16 protein-coding genes and 1 tRNA gene are annotated in these 18,703 nt (G+C 67.6%); 8 read left to right on the forward strand and 9 right to left on the reverse strand.

Going from position 1 to position 18,703, the window contains the following annotated elements; translation table 11 throughout:
• Positions 1-7 precede the first annotated feature (7 nt).
• From AC5Y31_RS14160 to AC5Y31_RS14180, 5 genes are read right to left on the reverse strand one after another with little or no spacing between them, the layout of a single operon-like run.
• Positions 8-1,465, reverse strand: coding sequence for an FAD-dependent monooxygenase (locus tag AC5Y31_RS14160; protein ID WP_499981029.1), 1,458 nt, complete (start codon positions 1,463-1,465; stop codon positions 8-10).
• Entirely contained in the window at positions 1,462-3,183 is a 1,722-nt protein-coding gene (locus tag AC5Y31_RS14165; protein WP_499981030.1) for an ABC transporter family substrate-binding protein, read from the reverse strand. Before AC5Y31_RS14165 ends, AC5Y31_RS14160 begins: the two co-directional genes overlap by 4 nt.
• A complete protein-coding gene (locus AC5Y31_RS14170; protein WP_499981032.1) occupies positions 3,180-5,009 on the reverse strand; it encodes a dipeptide ABC transporter ATP-binding protein in 1,830 nt (609 codons plus the stop codon). The genes AC5Y31_RS14165 and AC5Y31_RS14170 overlap by 4 nt, the downstream gene beginning before the upstream one ends.
• Entirely contained in the window at positions 5,006-5,887 is an 882-nt protein-coding gene (locus tag AC5Y31_RS14175) for an ABC transporter permease (protein WP_065022629.1), read from the reverse strand. Before AC5Y31_RS14175 ends, AC5Y31_RS14170 begins: the two co-directional genes overlap by 4 nt.
• The gene (locus tag AC5Y31_RS14180) at positions 5,884-6,861 is read right to left on the reverse strand and encodes an ABC transporter permease (RefSeq protein ID WP_064853723.1); all 978 of its coding nucleotides are present in this window, start codon (positions 6,859-6,861) and stop codon (positions 5,884-5,886) included. The genes AC5Y31_RS14175 and AC5Y31_RS14180 overlap by 4 nt, the downstream gene beginning before the upstream one ends.
• 174 nt (positions 6,862-7,035) lie before the next feature.
• Between AC5Y31_RS14180 and AC5Y31_RS14185 the strand changes: the two genes are divergently transcribed.
• The 5 genes from AC5Y31_RS14185 (at position 7,036) to AC5Y31_RS14205 (ending at position 11,775) form a co-directional block, all read left to right on the forward strand.
• Positions 7,036-7,527 carry a beta-class carbonic anhydrase gene (locus tag AC5Y31_RS14185; protein WP_499981033.1) on the forward strand — a complete coding sequence of 164 codons (492 nt, stop codon included), beginning with the start codon at positions 7,036-7,038 and terminating at the stop codon, positions 7,525-7,527.
• A gap of 183 nt (positions 7,528-7,710) precedes the next feature.
• Positions 7,711-8,640, forward strand: a complete 930-nt coding sequence (gene cysD, locus AC5Y31_RS14190) for a sulfate adenylyltransferase subunit CysD (protein WP_065022631.1) — start codon at positions 7,711-7,713, stop codon at positions 8,638-8,640.
• Entirely contained in the window at positions 8,640-10,493 is a 1,854-nt protein-coding gene (gene cysC, locus AC5Y31_RS14195) for an adenylyl-sulfate kinase (RefSeq protein ID WP_065022632.1), read from the forward strand. The genes cysD and cysC overlap by 1 nt, the downstream gene beginning before the upstream one ends.
• Positions 10,490-11,218: a 3'(2'),5'-bisphosphate nucleotidase CysQ gene (locus tag AC5Y31_RS14200; RefSeq protein WP_065022633.1), complete on the forward strand. Its 729-nt coding sequence runs from the start codon at positions 10,490-10,492 to the stop codon at positions 11,216-11,218. The genes cysC and AC5Y31_RS14200 overlap by 4 nt, the downstream gene beginning before the upstream one ends.
• A gap of 83 nt (positions 11,219-11,301) precedes the next feature.
• Positions 11,302-11,775 carry an Rrf2 family transcriptional regulator gene (locus AC5Y31_RS14205; protein ID WP_065022685.1) on the forward strand — a complete coding sequence of 158 codons (474 nt, stop codon included), beginning with the start codon at positions 11,302-11,304 and terminating at the stop codon, positions 11,773-11,775.
• A gap of 171 nt (positions 11,776-11,946) precedes the next feature.
• Here the strand turns inward: AC5Y31_RS14205 and AC5Y31_RS14210 are convergent, their stop codons facing one another.
• Complete coding sequence (locus tag AC5Y31_RS14210; protein ID WP_499981035.1) at positions 11,947-12,336, reverse strand: VOC family protein; 390 nt, start codon at positions 12,334-12,336, stop codon at positions 11,947-11,949.
• A 46-nt stretch (positions 12,337-12,382) separates the two neighbouring features.
• On the opposite strand from AC5Y31_RS14210, the gene AC5Y31_RS14215 reads away from it, so the two are divergent.
• Together AC5Y31_RS14215 and AC5Y31_RS14220 are read left to right on the forward strand one after the other, a co-directional pair.
• Entirely contained in the window at positions 12,383-13,279 is an 897-nt protein-coding gene (locus AC5Y31_RS14215) for an LLM class flavin-dependent oxidoreductase (RefSeq protein WP_499981036.1), read from the forward strand.
• Positions 13,280-13,417: 138 nt separating this feature from the next.
• Complete coding sequence (locus AC5Y31_RS14220) at positions 13,418-14,857, forward strand: glycoside hydrolase family 183 protein (protein ID WP_499981038.1); 1,440 nt, start codon at positions 13,418-13,420, stop codon at positions 14,855-14,857.
• A gap of 8 nt (positions 14,858-14,865) precedes the next feature.
• On the opposite strand, the gene AC5Y31_RS14225 is transcribed toward AC5Y31_RS14220, so the two are convergent.
• From AC5Y31_RS14225 to AC5Y31_RS14235, 3 genes are all read right to left on the reverse strand, one after another.
• Positions 14,866-15,783, reverse strand: a complete 918-nt coding sequence (locus AC5Y31_RS14225) for an LLM class F420-dependent oxidoreductase (protein WP_499981041.1) — start codon at positions 15,781-15,783, stop codon at positions 14,866-14,868.
• 150 nt (positions 15,784-15,933) lie between these two features.
• Entirely contained in the window at positions 15,934-16,704 is a 771-nt protein-coding gene (locus AC5Y31_RS14230) for an emopamil-binding protein (protein ID WP_499981042.1), read from the reverse strand.
• 166 nt (positions 16,705-16,870) lie between these two features.
• Positions 16,871-16,943 (reverse strand) — tRNA-Arg (locus tag AC5Y31_RS14235).
• 111 nt (positions 16,944-17,054) lie between these two features.
• Between AC5Y31_RS14235 and argS the strand changes: the two genes are divergently transcribed.
• Entirely contained in the window at positions 17,055-18,701 is a 1,647-nt protein-coding gene (argS, locus tag AC5Y31_RS14240; protein ID WP_499981043.1) for an arginine--tRNA ligase, read from the forward strand.
• The last annotated feature ends 2 nt before the right edge of the window (positions 18,702-18,703 follow it).

The following is an 18,703-nucleotide window of genomic DNA, read 5'->3' on the forward strand; positions in this document are numbered from 1 at the left end:
TTCGATCTCAGCGGCTGCCGAACCAAGTTTCCAGCGCCTCATGCAGCCCGGCCTGCGTGCCGTCGCCTACCCACGCGACGTAGCCGTCCGGGCGGATCAGCACGGACTCGGGTGGTGAAACCGAACCCAGAACCGGCAGCTTCCAAGGACCGTCGCATGTCGCATCGACCGCCGACACCCGATCAGCCCACGGGGAGACGTCCACGTCCCCGGGGTTGCCGAGATTCAGCAGGACCCCGCGACCGTGGTGCAGCAGTGTGAAAACCCGAACGCAGCCGTGTGCGGTCGATACGTCCAGGTCTGGCATCCGGCGTCCCAGCAGTGGGTGGCCGTCCCCGAGTTCGTAATGGACGTCCAGGCCGCACATCATCGCGCCGATCCGCCGCCGCGGCTCGTCCAGGCTCAACAGCTCGGACAGGCTGTCGCGCAGGGCGTCGATGCGCGGGCCGGGCTCCAGTAGCGTGCCCTGTGCCATGGTGTTGCGCAGTACGCGGGCGGCGACCGGATGCCGCTCAGCGTGATAGCTGTCCAGCAGGGTATCCGGAGCGCTCCCGGCGACCACTTGGGCCAGTTTCCATCCCAGGTTCACCGCATCCTGAACTCCGGTGTTGAGGCCCTGCCCGCCCGCCGGGGAATGCACATGCGCGGCATCGCCGGCCAACAGCACTCGGCGCTCCCGGTAGCGGTCGGCCTGCCGTGTGACGTCAGTGAAGCGGGTGGTCCAGCGGGCGTTGTGTAGGCCGTAATCGGTTCCGAGCCGGGCGATCAAGGCTTGGCTGATGTCATCCGGCGTGGTTTCGTCGCCGCCATCGAACTCGGGTGCGGTGACCATCACCCGTACCGGACCGTCGGCCTCGAGGCGGAAGAAGGAATGGATACCGACGCCGTCGCGGTGAAGCCCCCACGGTGGCTCGTCGGTCAGATCGGCCTCGGTCAGCAGGCAGGTGGTCGTCGGATCCCAGCCCGGGAAGCCGATCCCCGACAACTTGCGGACCACGCTGCGTCCGCCGTCGCACCCGACAAGATACCCGGCGCGCAGTGCTGTCCCGTCGGACGATGCGACGTCGACACCGGAATTGTCCTGGGCGAACCCGGTGACGTCGCGTCCGTGATAGATCCGCACCCCTAGCTCATCGACCCAGTCGGCAAGCGTGCGCTCGATGCGGTACTGCGGCAAGCCGAGGGTGTAATTGTGCCGCGTGGGTAAATCGCTGATGTCCAACATGATCCACGCGAAGTGGCAGATCTGGCCGATGCGCCCCTGCGCCAGGAACCGGTCGACGATGCCCCGCTGGTCGAGGACCTCGATGGTGCGCGGGGTGATACCGCCGGCGCGTGAACCCATCAGGTCACGGGTGGTGCGTCGCTCGATGATCGCGACGTCGATCCCCGCCAGCGCCAGCTCGCCCGCCAGCATTAGCCCGGTCGGACCCCCTCCGACGATCACCACCTGATGCTGAGTCATCGTTCCTTCATGAAACCTATTGCCGTGTAATCCAGATCGGCCAAGCCCGGCGCCCCGAAGTTCGCCAGGGAACTGCGCACCGCCACATTGCCGGTCGTCTGGATCAGCGGCAGGCTGAACCCCTCGGCCCACAACAGCGCGTCGACCTCGTTGGCCCGCGCGCGGGCCACCGCCGGATCCAGCGCCTGCAGCGTCTCCTCGATTTTCGCGTCGATCTCCGGGCTGCCGATCTTGCCGAAGTTGGCCTCCCCGTAGGACGCGGAGATCTGGTTCAGCCCGGCCAGCGGGAAAGCGTCACCGACCCAACTGAACTGGGCGATGTCGAAGTCGCCGACGTTGACGTAGTCGGTGAAGAAACCACCACCGGCTTTTGAATCCAGCTGCAGCTTCACCCCAATCTGAGCCAGATTGTGCTGGGCCACCTGGGCGAACTGCCGGGTGCTGGACGCGTCGTAGAACAGGTGCCGGATCACCAGCGGGCGGCCGTCCTTCTCCCGGAACTTCCCGTTCAGTTTCCAACCCAGCGCGTCGAGTTCGCGTTTGGCGCGCTCCGGGTCGTAGGCCACCACTTTGCTGTTGTCCTGGTAGCCCTCCTGGCCGGCGACGTAGATGTGGTTGTTCAGCGCCACCGGGTCGGCGGTCAACCCGCGCTGGGTCACCCTGGCGATCGTGGTGCGGTCGATACCGCGCATCACCGCCAGCCGCAGCGCCTTGTCGGACAGGATCGCCCCCGGAGCGCCGTTGAAGGTGAAGTGATTCCAGGCCGGGGTCGGCGCCCGGCGGATCGCGATGCCCTCGGTGCGCCGCGCGATCGTCAGCTGATCCAAGGTGGCCACCCCGGTGGCGTCGATGGTGTGGTTTTGCAAAGCCGGCATCCGGGCGGACTCATCGAGCACCAGGTAAGTGATGGTGTCCAGCTTCGGCTGCTTGCCCCACCAGTCCGGGTTGCGGGTCAAGGTGATTCGCTGGCTGGTGCGGTCCAGTGTCGACAGCATGAACGGCCCGGCCGACGGTCCCGGCCGCCGCAGTTGCGCCTTGTTGAAGGTGTCCGGATCGGCGGTCATGCTGTGCGGCAGCAGCATCGAGTTGCCGGCGAACATGCCCCGCCATTCGGCGTAGGGCTTGGCGAAGCGGACCACGGCCTGACGGTCGTCGACGCCTCTGGTCACCGAGGCGACCCGCTCGGCGCCGTTGGTGGACGCGATCGCGAACCCGCCGTCGGCGCCGCTGGTGGCATGGATCTGCCTGGCGATGTCCGCCCACGACAGTGGGGTGCCGTCGGACCAGGTCGCCTTCGGGTTGATGGTGTAGGTGACGACCTGCGGGTTGGTGCCGGTCAACTCGACGCTGGTGAAGTAGTCGGTGTCCACCGTCGCCGAGCCGTCCGGGCCGATGATGAACGCCCGCGGCATGGTGGCCTTGAGCATGGCGGCGTTCTCGGCGAGGTTGCCGTCGATGTGCAGCGGGTTGAAGTTCGGCGGGAACTGGCTCATCGACAGCCGCAGGTTGCCGCCGTCGCGCAGGGTGGCCGGGTCCTGCGGGTTGATGTCGCTGGCGGTGCCGACCGCGGAGACGCCCTCCGGGGCGGTGATGTCGACCGCCGCGCATCCGCTGAGCACCAGCCCGACGGCGGTCACCAGCGCCGCACCTACATTGACTCTGCGCGCAGGGCGTGCCCTTCTCGCACAATGTCGCCGTGAGCGCAGCGTCAACGTCATGAGGCCGGCTCCGGGTGCGGCACGGCGGCCAGCAGCCGGCGCGTGTAGTCGTGTTGTGGGTCACCGAAAACCTGGTCCGCCTCGCCCTGTTCCACGACCTCCCCGGCGAGCATCACCGCCACGGTGTGCGCCAGATGCTTGACCACCGACAGATCGTGCGACACGAACAGATACGACAGGCCGAACTGCTCCTGTAAATCCAGCAGCAGGTTGATGATTCCGGCTTGAATCGACACATCCAGCGCCGACACCGGCTCATCGAGCGCGAGGATCTTCGGTTGCAGCGCCAGCGCGCGGGCGATGCCGATCCGCTGCTTCTGCCCGCCGGAGAACTCCGAGGGGTACCGGGCCGCGTCGCCGCGCCGCAGCCCGACCAGCTCCAAAAGCTCGGCCACTCGCGCATGCGTCGACGCCTTGTCGGAGCCGTTGGCGCGCAACGGTTCGGCCAGTACGTCGAAAACCGGTAGGCGCGGGTCCAGGGAGGCCACCGGATCCTGGAACACCACCTGCAGGTCACGGCGCAGAGCACGGCGGCCGTCGCGCTTGAGGGTCGCGACGTCGGTGCCGAGCACCTCGATCGCCCCCGACTGCGGCGCAGCCAGTTCCAGGATCTGGTGCAACGTGGTGGATTTGCCCGAGCCGGACTCGCCGACGATCGCCAGCGTGCGGCCTTGCTGCAACTCGAAACTCACGCGGGAGACCGCGCGGACCTCGCCGACACTGCGGCGAAACACGCCCTTGGTCAGCGGGTAGGTCTTGACCAGCTCACGCACCCGCACCACGGTGGGGGAGTCGCCGGAAGCGGGCACCGGGGTCGTGGTGGGGACGCGATAGATGTCGGCCGCGCTGCGCTCGCCCACCTGATCGGTGTGAATGCAAGCGGCGGACTGCTCCGGCCCGACGACCAGCAGCTCCGGCTCCTGTGCCCGGCACTCATCGGTGACCAGCGGACAGCGCGGGGCAAACGGGCAGCCGGGCTCGATGTCGGCCAAGGAGGGCGGTGCCCCCGGGATCGGCACCAGCCGGGTGCCCTGCGCAGCGTCCAGCCGCGGCACCGACCCCAAAAGCCCTACCGTGTAGGGCATTTTGCGCCGCCGGTAAAGGGCCTCGACCGGTGCGGCTTCCACTACCCGACCGGCGTACATCACCAGCGCCCGGTCGGCGAACTCGGCGACCACCCCGAGGTCGTGGGTGATGATCAGCACCCCGGCGCCGGTCACATCGCGGGCGGTCTTGAGCACCTCGAGGATCTGGGCCTGCACGGTGACGTCCAGCGCGGTGGTGGGCTCGTCGCAGATCAGCAGGTCCGGGTCACAGGAGATGGCGATGGCGATCACCACCCGCTGACGTTCCCCGCCGGACAGCTCGTGCGGGAAGGCCCGCGCCCGCTCCTGCGGCCGGGAGATCCCGACCAGCTCCAGCAGTTCCACCGCACGGAGCCGGGCCGCGGCCCGCCCGATGCGGGGTTGGTGCACCTCGATGGCTTCGGCGATCTGATCACCGACGGTGTAGACCGGCGTCAGCGCCGACATCGGGTCCTGGAACACCATTCCGATGGAGGCACCGCGGACCTTCGACAGCGCGGTGTCGCCCAGGCCGATCAGCTGTGTGCCACCCAGGCGTACCGACCCGGACACCTGCGCGTGCTCGGGCAACAGGCCCATCACCGCCATGGCCGCCGCGGATTTGCCGGAGCCGGACTCGCCGACCATCGCCACCACTTCGCCCGGGTCGATCCGATAGCTCACGCCGCGCACCGCCTGCACCGCATCCGCGCCGGCGCCGAACGTCACGGCCAGGTCGGTGACTTCCAGCAGGGCATTCATCGGCGGCCCCGCAGACTCGCGGCGTCGGGGTCCAACGCGTCGCGCAGGCCGTCGCCGGCGAGGTTGGCGCAGACCAGAATGGTGATCAGCACCCCGGCCGGGAACAGGAAGACCCACGGGAAGGTGATCGCCGAGGCGGTGCCGTCGGCGATCAGCGTGCCCAGCGAGACATCCGGCGGCTGGATGCCGAAACCCAGGTAGCTCAACCCGGTTTCGGCAAGGATCGCCACTGCCACGTTGAGCGCGGTATCGATGATCAGGATCGACGCCACGTTCGGCACGATGTGGTCGATGATGATGCGCCGGCTGGACACGCCCATATACCGTGCGGCCCGGATGAATTCGCGCTCACGCAGGCTCATGGTCAGGCCCCGCACCATGCGGGCGCTGATCATCCAGCTGAACCCGGCCAGTAGCAGCACCAGCAGCGCGATGTTGCCGCTGTTCTTGGTGCGCGGGGTGATGATCGCGATCAGGATGAACGCGGGCACCACCAGCAGCAGATCCACCAACCACATCAGCATCCGGTCACGCCACCCGCCGAAGTATCCCGAGATCGCCCCCACCGTCGCGGCGATCACCGTGGAGATCAGCGCCACGCACACCCCGATCAGCATCGACTTCTGCATGCCGCGCAGGATTTGGGCCAGCAGGTCCTGGCCGAGGGCGTTGGTGCCCAACCAATGCCGGGCCCCCGGCGGGACCAGCAGCGCGTCGTAGTCCAGGTCGGTGTAGGAGTAGGGCAGCAGCGGGGGCAGCGCGTAGCAGCCGACGAACATCACCGCCAGCAGCGCCAGGGCGCCCACCGCGGTGCGGCTGCGCAGAAAGCGGCGCAGCACCAGGGTGCGCCGGGAGGCGAACTCGATCTCGGTGGTCATGACACCCGCACCCGGGGATCGAGCAGCGCGTAAATGACGTCGGAGAGCAGCCCGGCGGCCAACACCACCGCACCGGAGAACACCGTGATCGCCGCGACGATGTTGGTGTCCTGGGTCGCCACCCCCTGCACCACCCATTCGCCCATGCCGTGCCAGCCGAAGATCTTCTCCACGAACACCGCCCCGGTGACCAGCCCGGCCACCCCGTAGGCGAACAAGGTGGCCATCGGGATCAGCGCGGTGCGCAGCCCGTGTTTGAACAGGGCGCGCCGCCGGGTCAGGCCCTTGGCGCGGGCGGTGCGGATGAAGTCCTGGCCGAGCACGTCGAGCATCGCGTTGCGCTGGTAGCGGCTGAAGCCGGCCGCGGCGCCCAGCGCCAGCGTCAGCGACGGCAACACCAGGTGCTGCAGCCGATCGGCCAGCCCCGGCCAGAAGCCGGTGACCAGCCCGGGGGACGTCTCCCCGGTGTAGTCGAACAGCTGCGCCCCCAGCGCCCAGTTCACCCGCAGCGCGCTCAGGATCACCAGGTTGGCCAGCACGAAGGTGGGCACCGACAACACCAGCAGCGCCGCCATGGTGATGACCCGGTCGGAGAACCGGTACTGGCGCACCGCTCCCCAGGCACCGGCCACCACCCCGATCACCGTGCCGGCCAGGGAGCCGACGACCAGCAGGCGCAGGCTGACCCCGATGCGCCGGCCCAGTTCCCCGGAGACCGGCTGGCCGGTGACCGTGACGCCGAAATCCCCGCGGACGGCGTGCGAGGCCCAATGGGCGTAGCGCAGCGGAATGGGCTTGTCCAGGCCGAGCTCGGCGGCCTTGGCGTCGATGACGGCCTGCGGCGGGCGCGGGTTGCGCTGCATCAGGCTGTCCAGCGGAGCGAACGCCAGCGAAGTGAGGCAGAACGTCAGGAACGATGCGAGGCCCAACAGCACCAGGTAGTTGAGTGCCCGGCCGGCCAGGAACCGCATCACGGTGCGGCCTCCCAGACGTGCGGCATCAGCACAGGGTAGAGGGTTGGCGCCGTCTTCTGCGTGAGCCGGGCGACGCACTGCGCGCAACCCGCTGATTCGAATGATTTTTATCCGTGGATTCCGGGGGCTTGTTCACTAGGCTCGGCATGCGCACTGCGACAGAGGGAGAAGCCTGTGACCGTTACCGACGACTACCTGGCCAACAACGCGGAGTATGCGAAGACCTTCAAGGGGCCGCTGCCGATGCCGCCGAGCAAGCACGTCGCGATCGTCGCCTGCATGGACGCCCGCCTCGACGTCTATCGCGCGCTGGGCCTCAACGAGGGTGAAGCGCACTGCATCCGTAACGCCGGCGGGGTGATCACTGAGGACGCGATCCGCTCGCTGGCGATCAGCCAGCGACTGCTGGGCACCCGGGAGATCATCCTGGTCCACCACAGTGACTGCGGGATGCTCACCTTCACCGACGACGACTTCAAGCGCTCCATTCTGGAGGAGACCGGGCTGCGGCCGCCCTGGGCCGCCGAGGCATTCCCCGACCCGGCCGAGGACGTCCGTCAGTCGTTGCGGAGGGTCAAGGCCAGCCCGTTTGTCACGCAGACCACGTCGCTGCGCGGGTTCGTCTTCGACGTCGCCACCGGCAAGCTCGGCGAAGTCACCGTCTAGCCCCTGCGCCGAGCAGTCGCCAAAGCCCCCTCCCGAGCGCCCTGGAGGGGGCTTTCGCGACTGCTCGCGTGGAAGCTAACCGGTCACATTGACAGCGATCCGGTTGGCCTGGTTACATAGCCGCCTATAACCAATAAATCTGGTAAGTCTCACCAAGATTATCGGGAAGCAGCCGAGGAAGTCATGACCACCAACGTCACCGCGCCAACAACGGCCGGCCACTATCAGCTGACGCATCTGCGCACGCTGGAGGCCGAGGCCATCCACATCATCCGGGAGGTGGCCGCGGAGTTCGAGCGGCCGGTGTTGCTGTTCTCCGGCGGCAAGGACTCCATCGTCATGCTGCACCTGGCGGTCAAGGCGTTCGCGCCGGGCCGGTTGCCGTTCCCGGTGATGCACGTCGACACCGGCCACAACTTCGACGAGGTCATCGCCGCCCGCGACGAGTTGGTCGAGCGGACCGGCGTGCGGCTGGTGGTTGCCAGCGTGCAGGACGACATCGACGCCGGGCGGGTGATTGACGACGGGCCCTCGCGCAACCCGCTGCAGACCGTCACCTTGCTGCGGGCCATCCGGGAGAACAAGTTCGACGCGGCCTTCGGCGGTGCCCGCCGCGACGAGGAGAAGGCCCGCGCCAAGGAGCGGGTGTTCAGCTTCCGCGACGAGTTCGGCCAGTGGGACCCCAAGGCGCAACGTCCCGAGCTGTGGAACCTCTACAACGGCAGGCACCGCGCCGGCGAGCACATCCGGGTCTTCCCGCTGTCGAACTGGACCGAATTCGACATCTGGTCCTACATCGGCGCCGAGGAAATCACCCTGCCGTCAATCTATTTCGCGCATCAGCGCAAGGTGTTCCAGCGCGACGGGATGCTGCTGGCCGACCACGAATTCCTGCGGCCCGTCGACGGCGAAGAGGTCTTCGAGACCTCAGTGCGTTTCCGCACCGTCGGCGACGTCACCTGCACCGGGTGCGTGGAGTCGACGGCGGACACCGTGGAGGCGGTGATCGCCGAGACCGCGGTGTCGCGGCTGACCGAGCGCGGGGCCACCCGCGCTGATGACCGGATCTCCGAAGCAGGCATGGAAGACCGCAAGAGGCAGGGGTATTTCTGATGAGCGCGGCAACCACGCTGCTTCGTATCGCGACGGCCGGTTCGGTCGACGACGGCAAGTCCACCCTGATCGGGCGGCTGCTGTTCGACTCCAAGGCCGTCATGGAGGACCAGTTGGCCTCGGTCGAGCGCACCTCGCGCGAGCGCGGTCACGACTACACCGACCTGGCGCTGGTCACCGACGGTTTGCGTGCCGAGCGCGAGCAGGGCATCACCATCGACGTCGCCTACCGCTACTTCGCCACGCCCAAGCGGAAATTCATCATCGCCGACACGCCCGGGCACATCCAGTACACCCGCAACATGGTCACCGGTGCCTCGACCGCCCAGGTGGCGATCGTGCTGGTCGACGCGCGCCACGGTTTGCAGGAGCAGTCGCGCCGGCACACCTTCCTGGCGTCGCTGCTCGGGATCCGCCACATCGTGCTCGCGGTCAACAAGATGGATCTGATCGACTGGGACGCTGAGCGATTCGAGGCGATCCGCGACGACTTCCACTCGTTCGCCACCCGCCTGGACGTGCACGACGTGACGACCATCCCGATCTCCGCGCTGCTCGGTGACAATGTGGTGACCAAGTCCGACAAGACTCCCTATTACGAGGGCCCGGCACTGCTGTCGCACCTCGAAGACGTCTACATCGCCGGTGACCGCAACCTCGTCGACGTGCGCTTCCCGGTGCAGTACGTGATCCGTCCTCAGACCCATGAACACGCCGATCACCGCAGCTACGCCGGCACGGTGGCCAGCGGTGTGCTGCGTCCCGGTGACGACGTGGTGGTGCTGCCGTCGGGCAAACCGACCCGCATCGCGTCGATCGAGGGCCCCAATGGCGCGGTGGCCGAAGCGTTTCCGCCGATGGCGGTGTCGGTCAGCCTCGATGACGACATCGACATCTCCCGCGGCGACATGATCGCCCGCACCAACAACCAGCCGCGCATCGCCCAAGACTTCGACGCCACGGTGTGCTGGATGGCCGACGGCGCGTCGCTGCGACCCGGCAATGACTACATCATCAAGCACACCACCCGCACCACCCGGGTGAAGGTGATGGCGCTGGATTACCGTCTCGACGTCAACACCTTGCACCGGGACAAGGAAGCGAACTCGTTGCAGCTCAACGAACTCGGTCGTGTCTCGTTGCGCGCCCAGGTTCCGCTGATGCTCGATGAATTCAGCCACAACGACGCCACCGGATCGTTCATCCTCATCGACCTGGCCACCAATGGAACGGTGGCGGCCGGCATGGTGCTGCGCGATGTGTCGGGCCGTGCCGCCAGCCCCAACACGGTGCGCCACGACTCGCTGGTCACCGCGACCGACCGGTTGTCGAAGGGTCGCACGGTGTGGCTGACCGGACTGTCCGGCGCCGGCAAGTCGTCGGTGGCCATGCGCGTCGAGCAGCTGCTGCTCGAACGGGGAACGCCCGCCTACGTTCTCGACGGCGACAACCTGCGGCACGGGCTCAACGCCGACCTTGGCTTCTCGATGGCCGACCGCGCCGAGAACCTGCGCCGGCTGGCGCACGTGGCGACCCTGCTGGCCGATTCCGGGCAGATCGTGCTGGTGCCGGCGATCAGTCCGCTGATCGAACACCGCCAGCTGGCCCGTCAGGTGCACACCGATGCCGGTTTCGATTTCGTCGAGGTGTTCTGCGATACCCCGCTGGAACAGTGCGAGCAGCGCGATCCCAAGGGGCTGTACGCCAAGGCGCGTGCGGGTCTGATCACCCACTTCACCGGCATCGACAGCCCCTATCAGCGCCCGCGCAACCCCGACGTGCGGTTGAGCCCGCAGGACAGCGTCGATGAACAGGCCCGCCAGGTCATCGCCGCGATCGAGGCCCGCAAGTGAACGATCACCAGCTGGCCGCCCAACTCGCCGCCGACGCGGGTCGGCTGCTGCTGGCAGTCCGCGAGGAACTGGCCGATGCACCAGCAGCCGAGCGGAAAGCCGCCGGCGACAAGCGCTCTCACGACTACCTGATGACAGCGCTGGCCGCCGAACGCCCCGACGACGCGGTGCTGTCGGAGGAGGGCGCCGACGATCCGGTCCGGTTGCGCGCCGAGCGGGTGTGGATCGTCGACCCGCTGGACGGCACCCGGGAGTTCTCCGAGCTGGACCGTGACGACTGGGCCGTGCACGTCGCGCTGTGGCAGGCCGGAGAACTGACCGCTGGCGCGGTCGCCCTGCCGGCACGCGGCATCACCTTGGCCACCCCGACCGTCACCGCGCCGCCCCCGCATACCGGCCAGCCGCGGATCGCGGTGTCGCGCAGCCGCCCGCCGGCGATCGCCGAGACCGTGCGTGAGCGCCTCGACGCCGTGCTGGTGCCGATGGGCTCGGCCGGGGTCAAGGTCGCCGCCGTCGTGCAGGGCGCCGCTGATGTCTACGTACATGCCGGCGGGCAGTACGAGTGGGACTCGGCCGCCCCGGTGGCCGTCGCCCGGGCCGCCGGCCTGCACACCTCGCGTATCGACGGCTCGCCGCTGGCTTACAACCGGCCCGATCCGCTGTTGCCGGACCTGGTGGTCTGCCGCCCCGAATACGCCCAAGCAGTGCTCGCCGCGATCGGCTGAGGCCACCGGAAAATCGACTGCCCGCCTCCTCCTCATCGCTTCGCTCTGCATCGTCGCCGGGCGCAGATGGCAGAATCCCCATGATGCGGATGTCGGCCAAGGCGGAATACGCGGTGCGGGCGATGGTCCAACTCGCCACCGCCGACCCGGGCACTTTGGTCAAGACCGATGAGATTGCCGCTGCTCAGGGCATTCCGGCGCAGTTCCTGGTCGACATCCTGTCGGATCTGCGCACCGACCGGCTGGTGCGTAGCCAGCGCGGCCGCGACGGCGGCTACGAACTGGCCCGCGCGGCCACCGAGATCAGCGTCGCCGACGTGCTGCGCAGCATCGACGGCCCGCTGGCCAGCGTCCGTGACATCGGCCTGGGTGATCTGCCCTATGCGGGCCCTACCGCCGCGCTGACCGACGTGTGGCGGGCGCTGCGGGCCAGCATGCGTTCGGTGCTCGAGCAGACCAGCCTGGCCGACGTGGCCTCCGGTGAGCTGCCCGCGCACGTCGCCGAGTTCGCGACCGACTACCGCACCCAGGAACGCCAGCGCGGCCACGGCAGCTGATTCGGCGGTCCAGCTTCGGCTCTCCTTCGTCGAGCCTCGCTAACCGCCGGGGCTGATTCGGCGGTCCAGCTTCGGCTCTCCTTCGTCGAGCCTCGCTAACCGCCGGGGCTGATTCGGCGGTCCAGCTTCGGCTCTCCTTCGTCGAGCCTCGCCAACCGCCGGGGCTGAGCTCTAGGAACCCGAGCCGTAAGGCCGGGTGAGGATCTCCATCGCATGACCGTCGGGATCGCGGAAATACACGCCGCGGCCGCCGTCGCGGTGGTTGATCTCGCCGGGGCGTTCGGCGCGCGGGTCGGCCCAATGCTCGATGCCGCGCGCGGCGATCTTGCCGTAGATGGCGTCGAAGTCGTCCTCGGACACCATGAACGCGTAATGCTGAGGCAGGATCTCCTCGGTAGGCGGCACGTCGGCGTAATCGAGGCTGGCGTCGTGGTCGAGCCCGACGACCATGAAATGGCCGAACGGCTCGGGATCGGGCAGGCCGAACAGCTCCGCCAGAAACGCCGCGGAGGCCTGTTTGTCGTGGGCGGCGACGATCGTGTGATTGAAGGAAATACTCATTCCCCAAGTGTCGGCCGCGCTCGGCGCTCATGCCACAATCGCCGACATGCAGGTCGGAATGACGATGCCGGTGATGGAGCCGGATCTGGATGCAACGCTGCTGCGGGATTGGGCGCGCGCGGTAGACGAGGGACCGTTCTCGTCGCTGAGCTGGGGTGAGCGGATCGCCTTCACCAACCCCGACAGCCTGACCCTGTTGGGGGCGTTGGCGGCGTGGACCGAGCGGGTGCGGCTGGTGACGACGGTCATCGTCCCTCAACTGCACGATCCGGTCATGCTGGCCAAGGCGCTGGCCACCGCGGACCTGCTCAGCGGCGGGCGGCTGACCGTCGGTATCGGTGTGGGTGGTCGCCATGAGGACTACTGCGCGGTGGGAGCTGATCCAGCGTCGCAGACGATGCGGGAGATGGCCGAGCGGGTCGCGGTCATGAAGCGGGTCTGGGCGGGGGAGAAGCTCACAGAGTCGGTGCTGCCGGTCGGGCCGGCGCCCACCCAACCCGGCGGGCCGCCACTGGTGGTCGGCACCATCGGCCCGAAAACCCTGCGCAGTGCGGCAACTTGGGCCGAAGGCCTGGCCGGCATCACGATGGACCTCGACGTGGCCAAGCAGAACGAGTTGTTCGACGTCGCCCGGCAGGCCTGGCAGCAGGCCGGCAAGGCCGAGCCGTATCTGGCGACGTCGTTCTGGTTCGCGCTGGGTGAGCGCGACGCCGCGCGCAACCAGGTGCGCGAGCATCTGCTGCGCTACATGAACTGGATCCCCGTCGAGTACGTCGAGGCGATGGCCCCGACGACCGGCTGGGCCGGCAGCGAGGACGAACTCCTTGAGGTGCTGCGCAGCTTCCAGGCGGTGGGCGCCGACGAGATCCACCTGATTCCAACGAGTTCCGACCGTGACCAGCTGCGGCGCGCCGCGGAGGTGGTCGCCGAGTTTCGCCGCTGAGGCCCAGCGACCGCCGCTAACAGCCGTTGCGACACGGTTACGGAAGCGTTGCTATCAATAATGCGATAGTCACACACACCTCAAACGCCACTATCGTCACAGCAGGCGAGGCCCGGAGCGGTCCCGGAAAGGTGTGACATGTCGGCGACGCGTCGAATCGTCTCGGCCGCGATGGTGCCGGCGGTCGTGCTCGGGATGGTTCTCGCCACCGAGTTCGCACCGTCGGCCATGGCGGCGACCTGCAATGCCCCCGAGGCCAATATCGACCCGCCGCCGGGTTCGCCCTCGACCGGAGCGGGTCAGATGCCCAGCGGGCGGCGGCCACGCGGCACCAATGACCAAGCGCCACTGCCCAAACTGGGGCCGCTGATCGCCGCCCTGATCAACCCCAACGGAACCATCAAGCAGCAGGCCGCGGTGGTGCCCCCGGCGCCGTCCCCGGAGGGTCAGGTCGCGCCGAACGCCGCCCAACCGGTTCAGCCCGTTCCCAACGCCGGCGCAGATCCAGGCCTGTCGACCGCCGACGCCGCCGGGGCGATCGCAGGTTCGCAGACGTCGCTGGTGGAGTGGATGACCGGGCCCAACAGCCCCAACCAAACCCTGCAACGCTTCGGCATCTCCGGCACCGACCTCGGAATCCCGTGGGACAACGGCGATCCCGCCAACCGCCAAGTCCTCTACGCGTTCGGCGACACCTTCGGCTACTGCCGCATCCAAGGCAAGCAGTGGCGGCAGAACGTGCTGTTCCGCAGTCCGGACAACAACCTGGCCGACGGCATCACTGTGGGCCCTGGCGCCGTCGGCAACAAGTACTCGGGTTCGCCACTGCGCCAAGCGAACTTCTCCAAGCAGATCCTGCCCGCCGTCCAACTGGCACGGCACCAGGAGGGCATGATCCCCACCGCCGCCATCGGGATCGGCGCCAACCAGTACATGAACTTCATGTCCATCAAGCAGTGGGGCCGCGACGGCGAATGGTCCACCAACTACTCGGCGATCGCGGTCTCCAACGACAACGGCGAAACGTGGGGCGTCTATCCGGGCACGGTGCGTTCGACGTCGCCAGAGAACGTTCCGCGGGCGCGCTTCGTCCCCGGTAACGAGAACTTCCAGATGGGTGCGTTCCTGCGTGGGGGCGATGGCTTCCTGTACTCCTACGGGACCCCCTCGGGCCGCGGCGGCTCGGCGTACCTGTCGCGGGTGCCCGAGCGCGCCATCCCCGACGTCGCGCAGTACCAGTACTGGAACGGCGACAGCGGATCCTGGGTGCCGAACAACCCGGCTGCGGCCACGCCGGTGATCCCCGGACCGGTGGGCGAGATGTCGGTGCAGTACAACACCTATCTGCGGCAGTATTTGGCGCTGTACGGCAACGGCGGCAACGACGTCGTAGCCCGAACCGCTCCCGCGCCGCAGGGCCCGTGGAGCGCCGAGCAGACGCTGATTCCCACCGGCCAGATTCCCGGCGGCATCTACGCGCCGTACATGCATCCCTGGTCGACGGGCAAAGAGGTGTACTTCACGTTGTCGCTGTGGAACGCCTACGACGTGATGCTGATGCGCACCGTGCTGGGCTGAGGCCCGGCTCAGCTGTCGAGCACCGTCCGCAGCGCCGCACCGGTTTCGGCGATGATCCCGGGGGTGTAGGCGGGCATGTTGATGATCACGCCGCCGACCCCGGCGTCGAGCACCTTGGTCTTGACCTGCTCGGCGATCGCCTCCGGACTGCCGGCCACCATCCGCTGGCTCATCTCGGCGGGGATCTGATCGGCGGTGACGTTCGGGCCGGCCAGCACGGTGAGCAAGTGGCTGGTCTCCAGGGTGGCCGGATCGCGGCCGATCTCCTCGCAGCTGCGCTGCACCGCGGCAACTTTCGCGGGTAGCTCGTCGAAGCCGGCGATGATGTTGAGGTGATCGAAGTGGCGCGCCGCGAGCGGAATCGTCTTCTTCTCGCCGCTGCCGCCGATCAGCAGCGGAATATGGTCGCGGAGGCGGGGTTCGGCCATCGCCTCGCGGGAGCGGTACCACTTGCCCTCGAAGGTCGGCCGCTCACCTTTGAGCATCGGCAGGATGATCTGCAGCGCCTCGTCGAGCCGGTTGAACCGGTCGGTGAAGGTGCCGAACTCAAAACCCAACTGGTCGTGTTCGAGCTCGAACCACCCGGTGCCGATACCCAGAATCGCGCGGCCGGCGCTGACGACATCCAGGGTGGTGATGATCTTGGCCAACAGCGTGGGGTTGCGGTAGGTGTTGCCGGTGACCAGCGTGCCCAGCTGGACTCGTTCGGTCGCGGTGGCCAGTGCGCCCAGGGCCGTGTAGGCCTCGAGCATGGGCTGGTCGGGGGAGCCCAGCATGGGCAGTTGATAGAAGTGGTCCATCACGAAGACCGCGTCGAACCCGGCGGCTTCGGCCTCGCGGGCCTGGGCGATGACGGTGGGGAACAGCTCCGAAACCTCGGTGCCGTAAGAGAAATTGGGGATCTGGAAGCCAAGGCGAATCGTCACTTGATCGAGCCTAGGGGCGTGGGAGGCTTCGCCGGGATGATTCCGCTCTCCGCGAAGCGGGAAAGCGAGGGCGCCTAGGTCTTGCATTTCCCGTGGTGCTTGATTGTTCAAGTGACTGCACGCGCCGAAACGGCTGTCGCTGAGCGATCGCTAATCAGCGTAGCGGGCACCCGCTTGGCGGGTCAGGTGGTCGATCTGCAGGTACGTCGCACAGATCACCAGAGGCGGCAACAGGATGAACGGCACGTTCTCCCCGATGAACTTGAACCAGAACCCCCAACTGCCCTGCCCGATGTCGGCGAACCCCGCGCCTACTTCGCTGAGGAAGTAGACCGCGGTACTGCTCATCAACACCGAAATGCCGATCAGTACCACCCACAGGCAGCGGATCCGGGATTCCAGCGGCAGCGTCGCGCGCAGCAGTTTGGTCCACATCACGAAGACGGTGATGCCGGTGCTGACCCCGACCACCTCAAGTGCGAACACCCACGGATTGCCGCTGACGTAACGGGTGTCGGCCAGCCCGTATTGCCACCACAGCCACTTCCAGCCCGGATCGTCGGTAGGCGCCCACCAGCCCAGCGGTTGACCGATCAGGAACATCAACTCGTAGCCGATCTGGCTGGCCGCGGTGAACGGGATGTAGAACAGCGTCAACTCGGCAGCCCGGTCCAGCCGGCCGCGATGCTCACCGGGCGCATCCCACAGGATCACGAAGGGCAGCAGCATCACCGGGATCCCGAAGATCATGTTGGCGATCACGTCCACCCGGAAGCTGGCCGGAATGATGCGCAGACTGACCGCGATGGTCAGCAGCAGAAACATGCCCAGCACGAACAGGGCGGTGCCGGTGTAAATGCGCAACCGGTGCGGGGCCCAGGGCCGGGCGAAATCCGTCTCGTGGTCCTGCACAGCAGTCATCGTCGTCCCTCGCGGCGCAATCTCAACTACTTGCTATCGCGACGCAGCGTATCCCGAGGTGCTGGTGGACGGCATGGTTTTGAGGGCTGGGGCTCGGCGCGGCGAGGTGTTTTCCGGGGACTGCTCGACGCTGACCCGTAACGCGCGGCAGAGGCGATATTGAAAGTGCCCCCGGCAGGATTCGAACCTGCGGCCTTCTGCTCCGGAGGCAGACGCTCTATCCCCTGAGCTACGGGGGCGCACGTACCACGGGCGCCATGTGGGCTTTGACAGACTAACGCATCGCGAAGTATCTCAAAGAACCGGACGGATTCGGGTCCTGACCACGGAAGACCCTAGGATGGGGCCTCGTGACCCCCGCCGATCTGGCCGAATTGCTCAAGACCACCGCCGCCGCGGTGCTGGCCGAGCACGACCTGGACCCCACCGCGCTGCCCGCGGCGGTCACCGTCGAGCGGCCGCGCAATCCCGAGCACGGCGACTACGCCACCAACCTGGCCCTTCAGCTGGGCAAGAAGGTCGGCGTCAACCCCCGCGAGCTGGCCGGCTGGCTGGCCGAAGCCGTAACAAAAGCCGACGGGATCGCCTCGGCCGAGACCGCGGGCCCCGGCTTCGTCAACATCCGCCTGGACGCCTCGGCGCAGGGCACCATCGTGGCCAACATCGTGGAAGCCGGCCAGAATTACGGTCACTCGAGCGAGTTCGACGGGCTCAACGTCAACCTGGAGTTCGTCTCGGCCAACCCCACCGGCCCCATCCATATCGGCGGCACCCGTTGGGCCGCCGTCGGCGACGCCTTGGGCCGGTTGCTGTCCACCCAGGGCGCCGCGGTCACCCGTGAGTACTACTTCAATGACCACGGCGCCCAGATCGACCGGTTCGCCAACTCGTTGATCGCCGCCGCCAAGGGCGAACCGGCCCCCGAGGACGGCTACGCCGGCGCTTACATCACCGACATCGCGACGCAAATCCAGGTGAAGGTTCCCGACGCCCTGAACAGCCCCGAGGCCCAGGAGACGTTCCGCTCCATCGGCGTGGACCTGATGTTCACCCACATCAAGGAGTCGCTGCACGAGTTCGGCACCGACTTCGACGTGTACACCCACGAAGACTCGATGCACACCTCCGGCCGCGTCGAGCAGGCCATCGAGCGGCTGCGCGCCAACGGCAACATCTACGAAAAAGACGGCGCCACCTGGCTGCGCACCAGCGCCTACGGCGACGACAAAGACCGCGTCGTGATCAAAAGCGACGGCAAACCCGCCTACATCGCCGGCGACCTGGCCTACTACCTGGACAAGCGCGAGCGCGGCTTCAACTTGTGCATCTACATGCTCGGCGCCGACCACCACGGCTACATCGCCCGGCTCAAGGCCGCCGCGGCCGCCTTCGGCGATGACCCGGCCACCGTCGAGGTGCTGATCGGTCAGATGGTCAACCTGGTGCGCGACGGTCAACCGGTCAAGATGAGCAAGCGGGCCGGCACCGTGATCACCCTCGACGACCTGGTCGAGGCCATTGGCGTCGACGCCGCCCGCTACAGCCTGATCCGCTCCTCGGTGGACACCCCGATCGACATCGATCTGGCGCTGTGGTCCTCGGCAAGCAACGAGAACCCGGTCTATTACGTGCAATACGCGCATGCCCGGCTCTCGGCGCTGGCTCGCAACGCCGCCGAACTCGGCATGACCGCCGACACCGCCAACCTCGGGCTGCTCAGCCATGAGAAGGAGGGCGCGCTGATCCGCAGTCTGGGGGAGTTTCCTCGGGTGCTCAAAACCGCTGCGGCGCTGCGTGAACCGCACCGGGTCTGCCGGTATCTGGAAGATCTCGCCGGTGACTACCACCGGTTCTACGACAGCTGCCGGGTACTGCCGCAGGGCGACGAGCAGCCGGGCGATCTGCACACCGCGCGTTTGGCGTTGTGCCAGGCCACCCGCCAGGTCGTCGCCAACGGTCTGGGCATCCTGGGCGTGAGCGCACCGGAGCGGATGTGAAC

Source organism: Mycobacterium sp. NGS18, assembly GCF_059813185.1.